11 protein-coding genes and 2 tRNA genes are annotated in these 15177 nt (G+C 66.0%); 11 read left to right on the top strand and 2 right to left on the bottom strand.

Going from position 1 to position 15177, the window contains the following annotated elements:
- The first annotated feature begins 110 nt into the window (after positions 1-110).
- The gene (locus AC4BCN_RS11035; protein WP_490493293.1) at positions 111-1337 is read left to right on the top strand and encodes an exonuclease SbcCD subunit D C-terminal domain-containing protein; all 1227 of its coding nucleotides are present in this window, start codon (positions 111-113) and stop codon (positions 1335-1337) included.
- Between the two features lie 16 nt (positions 1338-1353).
- On the top strand, positions 1354-5112 hold the full coding sequence (locus AC4BCN_RS11030) for an AAA family ATPase (protein ID WP_490493292.1): 3759 nt from the start codon (positions 1354-1356) through the stop codon (positions 5110-5112).
- A 4-nt stretch (positions 5113-5116) separates the two neighbouring features.
- On the opposite strand, the gene AC4BCN_RS11025 is transcribed toward AC4BCN_RS11030, so the two are convergent.
- Positions 5117-5284: a hypothetical protein gene (locus AC4BCN_RS11025; protein WP_490493291.1), complete on the bottom strand. Its 168-nt coding sequence runs from the start codon at positions 5282-5284 to the stop codon at positions 5117-5119.
- A 177-nt stretch (positions 5285-5461) separates the two neighbouring features.
- Here AC4BCN_RS11025 and AC4BCN_RS11020 point away from each other — a divergent pair, with 177 nt between their 5' ends.
- The 5 genes from AC4BCN_RS11020 to AC4BCN_RS11000 all read left to right on the top strand — a co-directional run bounded on the left by AC4BCN_RS11020 (position 5462) and on the right by AC4BCN_RS11000 (position 8179).
- A complete protein-coding gene (locus AC4BCN_RS11020) occupies positions 5462-5671 on the top strand; it encodes a hypothetical protein (RefSeq protein ID WP_034755039.1) in 210 nt (69 codons plus the stop codon).
- A gap of 61 nt (positions 5672-5732) precedes the next feature.
- Positions 5733-6590, top strand: a complete 858-nt coding sequence (locus AC4BCN_RS11015; RefSeq protein ID WP_490493290.1) for a hypothetical protein — start codon at positions 5733-5735, stop codon at positions 6588-6590.
- Between the two features lie 58 nt (positions 6591-6648).
- The gene (locus tag AC4BCN_RS11010; RefSeq protein WP_490493289.1) at positions 6649-7827 is read left to right on the top strand and encodes a 50S ribosomal protein L11 methyltransferase; all 1179 of its coding nucleotides are present in this window, start codon (positions 6649-6651) and stop codon (positions 7825-7827) included.
- 56 nt (positions 7828-7883) lie between these two features.
- Positions 7884-7960: transfer RNA gene (locus AC4BCN_RS11005), tRNA-Met, on the top strand.
- A 142-nt stretch (positions 7961-8102) separates the two neighbouring features.
- Positions 8103-8179 (top strand) — tRNA-Met (locus tag AC4BCN_RS11000).
- 68 nt (positions 8180-8247) lie between these two features.
- Here AC4BCN_RS11000 and AC4BCN_RS10995 read toward each other — a convergent pair.
- Positions 8248-8916, bottom strand: coding sequence for a hypothetical protein (locus AC4BCN_RS10995; RefSeq protein WP_128139867.1), 669 nt, complete (start codon positions 8914-8916; stop codon positions 8248-8250).
- A 228-nt stretch (positions 8917-9144) separates the two neighbouring features.
- On the opposite strand from AC4BCN_RS10995, the gene AC4BCN_RS10990 reads away from it, so the two are divergent.
- From AC4BCN_RS10990 to AC4BCN_RS10975, 4 genes are all read left to right on the top strand, one after another.
- Positions 9145-9663, top strand: a complete 519-nt coding sequence (locus tag AC4BCN_RS10990; RefSeq protein WP_128139868.1) for a sigma-70 family RNA polymerase sigma factor — start codon at positions 9145-9147, stop codon at positions 9661-9663.
- Position 9664: 1 nt separating this feature from the next.
- Positions 9665-10675 carry a FecR domain-containing protein gene (locus tag AC4BCN_RS10985; RefSeq protein ID WP_490493288.1) on the top strand — a complete coding sequence of 337 codons (1011 nt, stop codon included), beginning with the start codon at positions 9665-9667 and terminating at the stop codon, positions 10673-10675.
- A 102-nt stretch (positions 10676-10777) separates the two neighbouring features.
- The gene (locus AC4BCN_RS10980; protein WP_490493287.1) at positions 10778-13273 is read left to right on the top strand and encodes a TonB-dependent siderophore receptor; all 2496 of its coding nucleotides are present in this window, start codon (positions 10778-10780) and stop codon (positions 13271-13273) included.
- Positions 13274-13378: 105 nt separating this feature from the next.
- Complete coding sequence (locus tag AC4BCN_RS10975; RefSeq protein ID WP_490493286.1) at positions 13379-15043, top strand: acid phosphatase; 1665 nt, start codon at positions 13379-13381, stop codon at positions 15041-15043.
- Positions 15044-15177: the final 134 nt, after the last annotated feature.

Here is a 15177-nt window from a genome sequence, read left to right as displayed (position 1 = left end):
TCAGTCGCTTCGCGATCGGCAAGTTCCCTACCAGGAAACATGCCCCCAACGGGTCTGACCCCTATCATTCCTGCTATATTGGCGCCTGTCCTCCCTACCGTTGCCACACCATGCGCCTGCTGCACACTTCCGACTGGCATCTGGGCCAGGCCCTGCACAATTTTGAAAGGGGCTACGAACACCAGCGCTTCCTCGACTGGCTGCTCGACACGCTCGTGGCAGAACAGGCCGACGTGCTGCTGGTCGCGGGCGACGTATTCGACAACGCCAACCCGTCCGCCGCCTCGCAAAAGCAGTTATATGTCTTCCTGCAGCAGGCGCGCGCGCGCCTGCCCGCGCTGCAACTGCTCGTCGTCGCCGGCAACCACGATTCGGCCGGCCGTCTCGAAGCGCCCGGCCCCCTGCTGGCCGCGCATGGCACCCACGTGATCGGCCATCTGCTGCGCGACGAGGCAGGCAATATCGACCTGGAACGCCTGCTGCTGCCGCTCACCGGCAGCGATGGCCAAGTGCAGGCATGGTGTCTGGCCGTGCCCTTTTTGCGCCCTGGCGACGTGCCGAAACTGCCGGCCGGCGACACGCAGGACGCCTACCTGGGCGGCATCGCCCTGCTGTACCGGCAATTGACGGACCTGGCGCTGGCGCGCCGCCAGCCCGGGCAAGCCATCGTCGCCATGGGCCACTGCCACATGGTGGGCGGCGAAATGTCGAACGACTCCGAACGGCGCATCGTCATCGGCGGCACGGAAATGCTGCCCTCAGGTATTTTCGATACCGCCATCGCCTATGCGGCGCTGGGCCATTTGCACAAGGCGCAGGCCGTGGGTGGCCAGGAGCACATCCGCTACTGCGGCAGCCCGATTCCCCTGTCGTTCGCCGAAGTACACTACCGCCACCAGGTGCTGTGCCTCGATATCGACGGCGAGCAGCTGAATCCGGTGCGCGCCATCGAAGTGCCGCGCGCCGTGCCCCTGCTGCGCGTGCCCGCCACGCCGGCGCCCATCAACGAAGTACTGGCACAGCTGGCCGCCCTCGACGTGCCCGCCGCGCCACCTGAAGCGCAGCCCTTCCTGGAAGTGCGCGTGCGCCTCGATGCGCCGGAACCTGGCCTGCGCACGCGCATCGAAACGGCGCTCGACGGCAAGCCCGTGCGCCTGGCGAAAATCGAAACGTCGAGCGCCGCGCGCAGCAGCGCGCCCGAGAACCTGACGCTCGACCAGTTGGCCCAGCTACAGCCCGACGACATCTTCCGCCGCCTGTACCTGCAAAAATATGGCAAGGAAGCACCACCCGAACAACTGTCGGCCCTGGCCGAACTGCTGCTGCCCGGCGCGTGAGCGCAACTGAAGAACCATGAAAATACTGAAAATCAGCGGTAAGAACCTGGCCTCGCTGGCCGGCGAATTTGAAGTCGACTTCCAGCAGGAGCCGCTGGCGTCTTCCGGCCTGTTCGCCATCAGCGGCCCCACGGGCGCGGGCAAGAGCACCTTGCTCGACGCCTTGTGCCTGGCCCTGTACGACGCCACGCCGCGTTTGCTGAAAGTGCTGGGCCGGGGCAGCGCCCTGCCCGACGTGGGCAAGGAAACCGTCAACGCCCAGGATACGCGCACCCTGCTGCGCCGCGGCACGCCTGACGGTTACGCGCAAGTGGACTTCGTCGGCAACGATGGCGCCAGTTACCGCGCGCGCTGGAGCGTGCGCCGCTCGCGCACCAAGGCGGAAGGCGCGCTGCAGGCTACCGCCATGAGCTTGCACCAGCTGCCCGCGCTGCAGCCCATCGGCGGCACCAAGACGGAAGTCAAGGAAGAGATCGAAAAGCGCATCGGCCTGTCGTTCGACCAGTTTACGCGCGCCGTGCTGCTGGCGCAGAACGAGTTTTCCACCTTCCTCAAGACGGAAGACAATGAACGGGGAGAGTTGCTGGAAACCCTGACGGGCAGCAGCATCTATACCGACATTTCCATGCGCGCCTTCGAGCGGGCGAAAAAGGAAAAGCAGGTCCTCGAGCGCCTGGGTGAAAAACTGGCCGACCAGCGGCCCTTGTCGCCGGAAGAACGGGCGGAGACCGAAGCGCTGTGCAGCGCGGCCGACACCGCCCTGCACACCATCGACTTGCGCAAGGCCGTGCTGGAACTGCAGCAGCGCTGGCATCAGGAAACGCACAAGCTGCAAGCCCAGGTGGCGTCCGCGCAGCAAGCACTGGACAGCGCGGATGCAGAACGGGCCGCCGCCGAAGAACGCCGTGCGGCGCTGGCGCAGTGGGAATTGCTGCAGCCGGCACGGCCCCTGATCGACGACGTGGCGCGTCTGGCCGGCGAGATCTCCAGCACGGGCGCGGCCTTGGAAGCGTCGCGCGCGCAGGCGGCGCAGGCCGTGGCCAGCGAAGCGCAACTGGCGCAGGCCGTGCAGCTGGCGGCAGCGGACTTGCTGGCGAAGGAAGCGGCGCAGCGCGATGCGGCGCCCCTGCTCGACCAGGCCAAGGCGCTCGATGCCGGCATTGCGGCACACTTGCCCGCGCATGAGCAGGCAAAGCAAGCGGCGCAAGGTGCCGACCAGGCCAACGAGGCGGCGCGCGCCGTGCTGCACGCGCTGCAGCAGCGCCAGCTGACCACGCAGGCGGAACAGGAAGCGGGTCGCCAGTGGCTGGCGTCGCATCAGCAGTGGCAGGCGCTGGCGCAATCGTGGCAGTTGTGGGATCAATTGTTTGTCCAGGCCGGGCAAGCGGCCGCGCAAGCCGATGCGGCCGACGCCAGCATGGCCGAATCGGCGCGGCAGGTGCGCCAGGCCCTTGACACAACGCAGGCGGCGCAAGCAGCGCTGGCCAGCGCCGCTGCCGAACTGGCGCTGCGCGATGCCGAACGGCGCGAGGCGCTGGCGGCCGTGCAAGCCATCGATGGCCAGGGGCTGCAGGAACAGCGCGGCCAGCTGGAGGCGCACGCGCGCATCTTGAGCAGCGCGGAAAAAACCTGGAGCGAACTGGCACGCCAGCGGCAGGCGCTGGCGCACTGGCAAGCGAAGGCGGCCCAGCTGGCGCAGGCCGCGCAAACGGAAAGCACGGCACTGGCGGCGGAAGCGGCGCAAACGGCGCTGCTGGAAGCACGCCTGGCGCAGGCGGAAAAATCGTTGAAGGGCGCCGAAGCGGCATGCGCGGCCAGCGTCGAGCAGCTGCGGGCCAATTTGCAGGATGACCTGCCCTGCCCCGTCTGCGGCGCGCTGGAACACCCGTACAGCCACGCCGACGACGCCTTGCAGGCGATGCTGGCCAGCTTGCAGGATGACGTGCTGGCCTGCCGCACGCAGGTGCGCGGCAATCTGGAACGGCTGGCCACGCACAAGGCGGCACTGGCCGCCCATATGCGCGAACAGGCGCAAACGGCGGCAGAACTATCTGCACTGCCGTCCATCATCGACGGCCTGAATGCGCAATGGCAGCCGCATGCGGACACCCTGCAGCTGCCGCCGGTAGACGAGCGCACGGACTGGTTCACGCAGCAGCTGGCGGACAATGCGGCAGGCTTGCAGGCGCTGGCGCAGCAGGAGGCGGTGCTGCGCCAGGCCAGCGCGCGGCGCGAGCAGGCGCAGGCGACGCACGAACTGGCGTCCAGCGAGCACGCGCGCTGCACCAGCACCGTCGCCGAGGCGCAAGCGCGGCTGGCCCAGCTGCAGGCGCAGCAAGCGGGCAACGCCGACAAGGGCGAGACGGCGCGCGCCGCGCTCGATGCCTTGCTGGCGCAGCTCGATGGCGCCTTTGCCGACGCCGACGGCGCCGAGGACTGGAAAGAGGGCTGGCGCGCAGGCCCGGCCGCCTTCCGCGCCGCGCGTGAATCGGAAAGCCGGCAATGGCTGAAGCAGCAGGCGGACCAGGACAAGCGAGGCCACGCGCTGGCGACCCTGGCCGCGCAACTGGAAGCGGCGCTGCTGGCCGCCGGCAAGGCGCAGCACACGGCGCAGGAAGCCCATGCCGCCTTTGCCGCCGCCGACAAACAACGCACGGCGCTGCAAGCGCAGCGCAGTGCGCTATGGCAGGGCCAGAGCGTGGCCGAGGTCGAGCGCAGCCTGGCGGGCGCCACCGCGCAGGCGAAAGAACAGCTGGCGCAGCAGCAAACGGCGGCGCAATCGGCCAGCCAGCAGCGCACGCGCCTCGACGAAGCGTGCGCGCAGCTGTCGCAGCGCCTGGCCGCCTTGCGGGAACAGGAACATGGCGCCGCCGCCGCCCTGCACGACTGGCTGCGCCAGTTCCAGGAAGCCCATCCGGTCCACGCGCCCACCGACATGGCCGGCTTGCGCGCGCGCCTGGCCATCGCGCCGGACGCCATGCGCGCCGAACGCGACGCCCTGCAAGTGATCGCCGACCGCCACACGGCGGCCGTTTCCGTGCTGGCCGAACGCCGGCAGCAGCTGGCAGCGCACGTGCAGCAGCCGCCCGAAGCGCTGGAAATGGACGTGGCCGCGCTGCAGGCGGCGCTGGACGCCCTGCTGCAGGAACGCCAGGCCGCGAACGGGGAAGCGACGCGCTTGCGTCTGGCCATCGCGCAGGACGACGCCCGGCGCCACAGCGCGCAAGCGATGCTGGCGCAAATCGAGGCGCAAGCCGTCATCGAGCGGCGCTGGGCCAGCCTGAATGAGCTGATCGGCTCGGCCGACGGCAAGAAATTCCGTAACTACGCGCAGCAATTCACCCTGGAAGTGCTGCTCGGCTATGCCAACGCGCACCTGAACCACCTGGCGCGCCGCTACCAGCTGGAACGCATCGACAACCCGAACAATCCGTCGCTGGGCCTGATGGTGCGCGACCAGGACATGGGCGGCGAGCTGCGCTCCGTGCACTCGCTGTCGGGCGGCGAATCGTTCCTCGTCTCGCTGGCCCTGGCGCTGGGCCTGGCCTCGCTGTCATCGAACCGCGTGCGCGTGGAATCGCTGTTCATCGACGAGGGCTTCGGCAGCCTGGACACGGAAACCCTGCGCGTGGCCATGGATGCGCTCGACGGCTTGCAAGCGATGGGCCGCAAGGTGGGCGTCATCTCGCACGTACAGGAAATGACGGAGCGCATCGCCACCCGCATCCTCGTGCAGCCGGGATCCGGCGGCAAGAGCGTGGTGACCGTACGTTAGGTCGCTAACGGCTGGCCGGCTCCCGGCACAATCTGAGCATATCCCAACCCAGTTCGCGGCGGATCTGCTCGGGATCGGGCGGCGGCCGGCGCTGTTCCAGCTCCGCTTTCAGCCACTTCCTGACCAGCTCCTTGCCGGGCTGTGCAGACTTTTCCTTGTCATGCTTGTCCATGGTGCTACCTCGTCAATGGATACCAGATGGCCTCCGTACTCTCTCAACGTGATAGACCTGATTCAGTTGACTTCCGCGTGGCGCAGTTGCAACAGTATGTAACAGCAAGCGGAGTGGGGTAAAATCGCCGCCTTCGCATAGTTCCCGTATGCGCCCCGCAACAGTTCAAGGAAGCCCATGAAAGCCGCCCGCAGCCTCACCTTCAAGTGCGTCAAATGTCACAAATCCATGCAGGTCTACCTGCAAAAAGTCTCCGCCTGCTCGCATATCCAGCCGTACCAGGGCATTTGCGCATGCGGCGAACTCAAGCGCCACGCCACGGGCCAGGCCGATGCCGTCAAGTCCTACCTGGAGTCGGCGGACGGTAGCTGGTCGCACCACCACTAATGGTTAAAGAATGGGAGTAGAATGCCGTTAATTACGCTACTTCCCTCATTTAGAACTCGCCATGTCCCAGCTCCCCGCCCTCGCCAGCCGTCAACCCGCCCCGAATACGCTGGCTGGCCAGCAGCCGTCCCGCGCGGGCAACGGCGCCACGGGCCTGGCCGGCTCGGCCCTGATGCAGCGCACGGCGCAAGACGTCGTGGCCCTGTCGAAAAATGGCCTGGACCTGTCGGCCAAGGGGCTGTCGCAACGTACCGATGCGCTGGGCAACGCCACCGTCGACGTGGCGCAGGATTTCCTGAGCAACATGACGCGCCAGCTGTTCGGCGACGGCGCCACCATCGCCTTCGATTCCGTCGACCTGCAGGCGGGAGCCAGTTTCAGCAGCGGCAGCGCCAGCGTCTCGGGCCCCAATGGCAGCAGCCGCACGGCCGCCTTCAGCCTCGATGAAAACGCGCATTTCATCGGCAAGGGCAAGATCACGACGGCCGACGGCCTGACCTTCGACTTCGAAGTGGAAGTGCAATATCAATCGAACATCAGCGCGGGCGTGCTTGAGCAAACGCAAAATGAAACGCCGGAAGCCCCGGCATCCGATGACGGCGTCCTGCCCGCCAAACAGTTGCCCGACACGCATTTCGGCGGCAATCTGCACGACCTGTTCAAGCTGCTGGGCCAGCAGTTGCAAAGCAATCTCTATCAGGGCATGTCCGACGGCGCCAGCGCCAGCGGCAACGATGGCGACCTGGCGGGCAGCCTGAGCTTGCGCTTGCTCAAGCTGGTGCAGCCGGACGCAGCGGTCGAAGCCGGGAAGAAAGCCGAGGAAGCCACGCCGGAAGAGCAGGCGCGCGCCCGCGCGCTGGCACTCGCCTATGGCACGGACAGCGCCGGCAGCACAGACGGCACGGCCAGCAACGTATAATGGAAGACGGCCTGCGCAGGCGACCATGCCGCGCGCCCCCTTCTATCGATTGAATCCCATGTCCGACACTTCTTCACCTACCGTTCATCCGCAGATCCACTGGAGCGAAAACGGCGCCGAACACGCGGCCCGCTGGCGCTCGGAAAGCGGCATGCCGCCGCCCAAGCGCGTCGTCATCGCCGATGACCGCACGACGGCCGACCAGGCTTACCGCCTGGCCTGCGAAGGCACGGCCATGCTGTGGCGCGGCGACTTCCAGAACGCGCGCCAGCTGCTGCAGGCACTGGCGCGGCGCGCCGACCACAAGAACGACAAGCCAAGCAAGAAGGCCAAGGCCGCCAAGCTGGCCAAGCCGGAACCGACCGCCACGGAGGCGTTCCATCTGCACCGCCAGGCCCAGTCGCAGCGCGCCCGCACCCTGGCCATGCTTCTGTTGCCGTTCGACGCCGACTACACGATCCCGCTGCGCCGCGCGCCGGACGTGAAACTGGCGTGCAATGAAGCATATGGCCGCGGCGAAGAGCCGTTTATCGCCTCCTTGCGCGAACTGCTGGGCCTGATCGGCGCGCACGAATGGCGCCGCACGGGCGTGGAACTGCAGGCCCTGGGCCAGCGCATCCATCCGCACTATGGCGTGTTCGCGCCGATCCGCGGCGAATACGTGGGCCTGGTGGCGGAAGCGCCGCTGCCCGCGCGCGCCAGCCTGGCCTTCGATATCGGCACCGGCACGGGCGTGCTGGCCGCCGTGCTGGCGCAGCGCGGCGTCGCCCGCATCGTCGCCACCGACCAGGATCCGCGCGCCCTGTCCTGCGCGCGCGAAAACCTGGCCCGCCTCGATGTGGCCGACAAGGTCGACGTGGTGCAGGCCGATTTGTTCCCCTCCGGCCGCGCGCCACTCGTCGTGTGCAATCCGCCATGGCTGCCGGCCCGTCCAAGCTCGCCGATCGAATACGCCGTCTACGATCCGGACAGCCGCATGCTGCGCGGCTTCCTCACCGGTCTGGCCGACCACCTGGAACCAGCCGGCGAAGGCTGGCTGATTTTGTCGGATCTGGCCGAGCACCTGGGCTTGCGCCCGCGCGCGCAATTGCTGGAATGGATACAACAGGCGGGCCTGAAAGTCATCGACCGCCTGGATGTGAAACCCACGCACCCGCGCGCACAGGATGCCACCGACAGCCTGCATGCGGCCCGTTCGAAGGAAGTCACGTCGCTGTGGCGCCTGGCGACGGCGTAATCGAGGGTCTGAAACCCGGCCATTGCGCATTGCAGCAAACCCCGCTATAATTCGCCTGCGGGGTGGAGCAGTCTGGCAGCTCGTCGGGCTCATAACCCGAAGGTCACAGGTTCAAATCCTGTCCCCGCAACCAATATATAAAAGCCGCTGATTCTGCAAAGGGATCAGCGGCTTTTTCCATTGCTGTGCAGCATTCTTACAGCCCTCATGTAAATCATATTTAAGGCAGGTCATGCCGATCATTCGCAGCGCAGCAAACTCGGTTATAATTCGCCTGCGGGGTGGAGCAGTCTGGCAGCTCGTCGGGCTCATAACCCGAAGGTCACAGGTTCAAATCCTGTCCCCGCAACCAATACATAAAAACCGCTGATTCCTGCAAGGGAGTCAGCGGTTTTTTTCATTCCGGGTCAGGCCCGCTTTTTACACGGCGACGCTGGCCCTGATCTGCCTGGCCGCCGCGTGCAGGCTGGCCGCTACGCGTTCCAGCTTGTCGGCGCCCGCCGTTTCGGACAGGGCGGCAAAGGCGCTGATATGAAACGTGGCCACCATGGCTGGCGACACTTCGAGCTCGAGCGCCGTCTTGCTCAGTTCCGTCGACGCCTCGAGATAGGGCTCGCTGCCCGCCTCGAACGCCTGCTTGGTTTCCAGCAATTCCTGGCCGCCTTCGGCCTTGGCCAGGCAGGCATCGACTTTTTGCTGGAATGCCGGCAAGGTATCGCGCACGGGTCCGGCGTCCGGTGCCGCTTCCGGTTCCGGCTCCACTGACGCAGGCGTAGCTGCGGCCGGCTTGCCCGCCGCAGGCATGTCGCGCATCGTCAGCCAGCGCTCGACGGCGAGGAAATCGGCAAACGGCTCGGCCACCTTGGGATTCATCAGCCAGACTTCGCCCGTGCGCCAGTCTATCCTGGCGCCGCGCTCGTTTCTCGCCAACAGAATATCCTTGCCGCCATCGGGGTTCGACACCCGGCCGATATCGAGCCAGTTCATCAATTCCGCCTGACGCGACATCGCGTTGACCCGATGAAAATAGGCCAGCCATAAAAATCTGGCGACCAATAGAACCAGGGCACCGCCAACCATCCACATCATTTTTCGCTCCGCTCCGCACCACATCGACAAGCCGCATTTTCTCACATGAAAGCTTGCGCAAAGGAAACTTTTACATCTGCCGTGCGCAGGCGCAAATCCGGCACCGCGCGTGGCCCGGGCGCGCAGTCGCATTTCAGCAACGCCGCGTTTTCCTGATTGCCTGGCGCGCGCCGCTGCGTTATTATGAGAACAATTCTCATTTAGATTAAGCTATCCCACTCTCTTCGCATGCTGTCCGCCCCTTCCCCGCCATCCGACTTCCAGGCCCTGTATGCCGAGCACCATTCCTGGCTGCTGCACTGGCTGAAGCGCCGCCTGCACGATGCGGGGCTGGCCGGCGACCTGGCGCAGGATACCTTCATCAAGATTTTCGTTGCGCGCAGCAGTGCGGGGATCGCGCAGCCGCGCCCCTTCCTGGCCACCATCGCCAAGCGCCTGCTGGCCAATCACTGCCGGCGCGAAGAGCTGGAACGGGCCTATCTCGACGCCCTGCTGCACCAGCCGCAAGCGTGCACGCCGTCGCCAGAAGCGATGTCCATCCTGCTCGAATCGCTGCAGCTGGTCGACCGCGCGCTGGACCAGTTGTCCGCCAAGGCCAGGGCCGCCTTCCTGCTGGCCCACCTGGACGGCATGACCTACGCCGAGATCGCCGCCGAACTGGGCACCACCACGCATTCCGTCAAAAAATACCTGAGCAAGGCCAACCTGCTGTGCTTTTTTGCCGTGCCCGATTTTGCCGCCTCCTGACATGCGCGGCGCCACCGTCTACGCACAGGGCCAGCCCATCGATCTGGCCATCGCCATGCAGGCAGCAGAATGGCTGGCCACCCTGATGAGCGGCGAAACGACGCCGGCGGAAAAAACGGCCTGGCAGCAGTGGCGCCAGGCGCACCCCGACCATGAACGGGCGTGGAAACACATCGAAAGCGTCAGCGGCGGCTTGCGCGAACTCGATGCGCAGGCCAGCCGCACGGCGTTGACACAGCGCTCCCGCCCTGCCTCGACCATCTCGCGCCGCCGCAGCCTGCAGTTGCTGGCGTGGGTATCGGCCATCGGCCTCACGGGCTGGTTCGGCGCGCGCTCGGAATACGCGCCCGACATGGCCCGCGCCGCGCTGGCCGACCTGTCCACCGGCGTGGGCGAACGCCGCGAGCTGACCCTGCCCGACGGCAGCCGTCTGCACCTGAACAGCGGCAGCGCCGTCAACATCCGCTACACGGGCACGCAACGCCTGCTGCAACTGGTGCAGGGCGAAGTGTTCATCGCCACGGCCCGCGAAACGGGCATGCCCTACCGCCCCTTCCTCGTCGAAACGGCGCAAGGCCACGCGCAGGCGCTGGGCACGCGCTACTCGGTGCGCCAGGCGGACGGCAGCACCCTGGTCGCCGTCGAGGAAGGCGCCGTCCGGCTGATGCCGCGCCATGGCAACGCCAGCCCGGTGCTCCGCGCGGGCCAGGGCGGTGGCATGACGGCGCAGACTACCTTGCCCGCGCACGCCGTCTCGCCCGATGTCTGGGCCTGGCGCCAGGGTTTGCTGCTGGCCGACGCCATGCCGCTGCGCGACTTCCTGCATGAACTGAGCCGCTACCGCCACGGCTTGCTGGGCTGCGACGACGCCGTCGCCGGCCTGCGCATCTCCGGCGTCTTCCCGCTGGCCGACCTGGATGCCGTGCTGCTGTCGCTGCCCGATTCCCTGCCCGTGGACGTGCGCCTGCGCACGCGCTACTGGGTGCAGGTCGAGGCGCGCCAGCCGCGCTGAAAATATATTTTGACGCTGGCGCAAAAAAAAGTACCCGCTTTCGATTCTCGCGTGACCTGTGTAGGCAACGTTCTTTTTTGACGACTACACCACAAGGTAACCATGTCTCCTGCCATTCATTCCAAGCCGCGTATCAAACCCATGGCGTATGCCATCGAGCTCGTCTTCATCGGTTCGGCCCTGCTGCTGAACGTCCAGGCGCCAGCCCTGGCGCAGGAAAGCGCGGCGGCGGCCACTGCCACGCTCGACTTTCAGGTGCCCGCCGGCGACCTGGCCACCGCGCTGCGCCAGGTCGCCAGCCAGTCGCGTGTCATCCTCAGCTTCACGCCGGAGCAGACGCGCGGCAAGACCTCGGCCGGCTTGAGCGGCCGCCACGACGTGCTGGCCGCCCTGAACGGCGTGCTGCGCGGCACGGGCCTGAAGGCCGAGCGCAGCGCCAACGGCAGCTATGTGCTGCGCCCGGCCGATGCTGCGGCGGGTGGCGAGGCGATGGCGATGATGCCGGAAGTGTCGGTCAAGGCGCAGCAGGATGCGACGGAAGGCTCGGGCGCGTATGTCTCCACCCTGCCGATCGCCACGGCCACACCGCTGGGCCTGTCGATCAGGGAAACGCCGCAGTCCGTCAGCGTCATCACGCAGCAACGCATGCAGGACCAGGGCTTGAACACGATCGCGCAAGTGATGGCGCAGACGCCGGGCATCACCCTGTTCTCGCTGGGCAGCGAACGCACGGGCTTTACTTCGCGCGGCTATTCGATCACCAATTACCAGCTCGATGGCGTCAGCACGCATTCGGAAAACCTGGGCCTCAATGCGATACCGTCGCAAAGCCTGGCCGACATGGCGCTGTACGACCGCATCGAAGTGCTGCGCGGCGCCTCGGGCCTGATGACGGGCGCGGGCGATGCCTCGGGCGCCATCAACATGGTGCGCAAGAAGCCGACGGCGCAGTTCCAGGCCTCGGTCGAGGGCGAGCTGGCTTCCTACGATGAGCGGCGCGCCATGGCCGACGTCTCGGGTCCGCTGAACGAGAATGGCACCGTGCGCGGCCGTCTGGTGACGGTGTACGAAGAAGGCGACAGCATCATCGACGGCTACAGCCGCGACAAGAAAGTGGTCTACGGCGTGGTCGAAGCGGACCTGTCACGCGACACGAAGCTGACGGCCGGCGTCACGCACCAGCGCAAGCGCTCGAACGGATCCTTGTCCTACCTGGGCTTCCCCCTGTTCTACAGCAATGGCGTCATGACGGACCTGCCACGCTCTTTCAGCCCGGCCGCCAAGTCGAATCGCTTCGACACCAATTCGACCGACCTCTTCGCCACCCTAGAGCACGCGCTGGCCAACGACTGGAAACTGAAGATCTCGGCCAATCGCGTGCAATCGTCGCAGGAAGAGCGCGCCGTCTACCTGAGCGTGAGTGGCGGCTTTCCCGACCAGGCCACGGGCGATGGCCTGAGCTTGAACGCCGACTACCGCGACTACCAGCTTCAGGTCAACAGCGTGGACGTCAACGTGCGCGGGCCGTTCAGCGCGTTCGGCCGCCAGCACGAGCTGGTGCTGGGCATGGACTACAGCGAATTTCAAAGCACGACCGATGGCCGTTTCGACCGGGGCGTCGAAAACACGCCCGTCAACCTGTATCGCTGGAATCGCACGGCAACGCCCGTGTTTGGCGGTACCACCGTCATCTACGACAGCACGCGCCGCCAGGCCAGCGCCTACGCGGCCAGCCGCTTCAATCTCTCCGAACGCCTGAAGCTGATCGCCGGCGCCAAGGTGCTGCGCTACAGCGAGAACTACATCTCGGACGCGCCGTCCGTGAATTTTTACAGCGCGTCCCCCGCCTCGGAGAGCCGTGTCTTCACGCCGTATGGCGGCCTCGTATTCGACATCGACGGCACGCACAGCGCCTACGCCAGCTACTCCACCATCTACCAGCCGCAAGCCTCGCAAGACCGCTACGGCAAGCTGCTGGCGCCGCGCGAGGGCAAGACCTTTGAAGCGGGCATCAAGAGCGGCTGGCTCGATGGCCGCCTGAACACCTCTGCCGCGCTGTACCAGATCCGCCAGAGCAATCTGTCCGAATCGGACCCTGGCTACACCGTGCCTGGCACGAACAATCCTGCCAACCGCGCCATCAAGGGCGCCAAGACCCAGGGCGTGGACGTGGAAGCGACGGGCGCCATCACGCCGGACTGGAATATTTCGGCATCGTGGTCTTACAGCCAGACGGAAAACAATGCCGGCAAGGCCATCCTGACCACCTTCCCGCGCCACCTGGTGAAATTGTGGACGACTTACCGCCTGCCCGGCGACCTCAATCGCCTGACCATCGGCGGCGGCGTGAACTGGCAAAGCCGCGTGTATTCGGACATCGACGCGTGGCAGATCAACAGCACCATGCACTGGGAACAGAAGGCGTACTCGGTGGCCAGCCTGATGGCGCGCTACGACGTCAACGACAAGCTGTCTGCCACCGTCAACGTGGCCAACCTGTTCGACAAAAAATACACGGCGTCCGTGTCGGACTGGTGGTACTCGGGCATGTATGGTCCGGCGCGCAAGGTGGCGCTGAGCGTGCGTTACCAGTTCTAGCATTTCACACCGGCGCAGGGCCGGTGATACAATTTTCCCGCTTCACGGGCGTTGCCGGCCATTGCCGCCAACGCCCGTGCCCATAGAGACACCCAAGGAGAATGTGTGAAGGACCTCGCCCCCGCCCTGCCAGCCGATCCGGCCGGCCAACCCGCCAATCCCTCGCGCCGGCGCATTTTCCAGGCTGCTTCCGCAGTCGGCCTGGCCGCAAGCCTGCCGGCGCTGGCCGACGCCGCGCCAGCCAAAAAGACCATCGCCAAGGGTTCGCTCGACGCGAAGCTCAAGGCGCACGTCAAGAACGTGGTCGTGATTTACCTGGAAAACCGCAGCTTCAACAACCTGTTCGCCAACTTCCCCGGTACCAGCGCGCCCCTGTCCGCCGTCACGGCCGAACAGGCGCAGCAGTTGGACCGCGACGGCAAGCCGCTGGCCACCCTGCCGAAGATCTGGGGCGGCCTCGTGCCGAACCAGCAAAATATCGGCGGCACCGATTACCTGATCAAGGAAGACCAGATTTCCGGCCTGCCCAACGCACCCTACAAATTGAGCGACGCGGCCGGCAAGCCCCTGCCCGAGAGCATCATCACGCGCGACCTTGTGCACCGCTTCTATAACAACCAGATGCAGATCAACGGCGGCAAGAACGACGGCTTTGCCGCGTGGGCCGACAGCGGCGGCCTGGTGATGGGCCACTACGGCGAAACGTCGAAAAACCTGAACCTGTGGCAGATCGCCGAGCAGTACACGCTGTGCGACAACTTCTTCATGGCAGCCTTCGGCGGCTCCTACATGAACCACCAGTTCCTCGTCACGGGCCGCGCCAACGAATATTTCAATGCATCCGAAACGGCGGCGAAGAAAAAGATCGCCGTGCTGTCCGACGGCCCGCAGGGCGTGCGCCTGGCGATCTCGCCCGACTGCCCCGCCTCGGCGCTGGACGGCAAGCCGAAATATGTGAACGACGGCGCCATCACGCCGGACGGCTATGCCGTCAACACCATGGCACCGCCATATCAGCCGAGCTACATCCGCCCCGCCTTCGACGGCGACCCGCTGCATGCCGACCCGGCCGACGCGAACACCCTGCCGCCGCAAACCTATGACACCATCGGCGACCTGCTGTCGCGCAAGGGCGTCAGCTGGGCGTGGTATGGCGGCGGCTGGCAAGCGGCGCTCGACCAAAAAGGCGGCGGCAGCAAGCCGAACTTCCAGTTCCACCACCAGCCGCTGAACTACTTCAAGCAGTTCGCGCCCGGCACGGCTGCGCGCGCCGAACACCTGCGCGACGGCGGCACGGGTGACAGCCCGATCTCGAACAAATTCCTCGCCGCCGCCGTGGCGGGCAAGCTGCCAGCCGTGACCTTCTACAAGCCGCAGGGCAATCTGAACCTGCACGCCGGCTATTCCGATATTGAATCGGGCGACCAGCACGTGGCCAACGTCATCCAGCACTTGAAGGAATCGCCGCAGTGGAAGGACATGATCGTCGTGATCACCTTTGATGAAAACGGCGGCTGGTGGGACCACGTGGCGCCGCCGAAAGGCGACCGCTGGGGTCCGGGCACGCGCATTCCCGCCATCGTCGTCTCGCCATACGCGAAGAAAGGCGCCGTCGACCACAGTTTTTATGACACCACGTCGATCCTGCGCCTGATCACGCGCCTGCACGACCTGCCGCTGCTTGAAGGCCTGAAGGTGCGCAACGACGCGTTTGCGTCGCGCGGTGCGCTGCCGCCGGGCGACCTGACGGGCGCTCTGAGCTTCCGCTAAGCCACCCACAATGCGGCACGCCTGTGATACACTGCGTGCCGCACTTAAATCCGCAGGACAGGTATTCCTGACGGTTGTTCCAACAATGAGCCCGACTCCAGTAGCCGGGCTTTTGTTTTGTGGACGAAGCTACA

It is taken from the genome of Janthinobacterium sp. Bl 1, from assembly GCF_058215535.1.
This window is presented reverse-complemented; position numbering and strand designations above follow the sequence as displayed.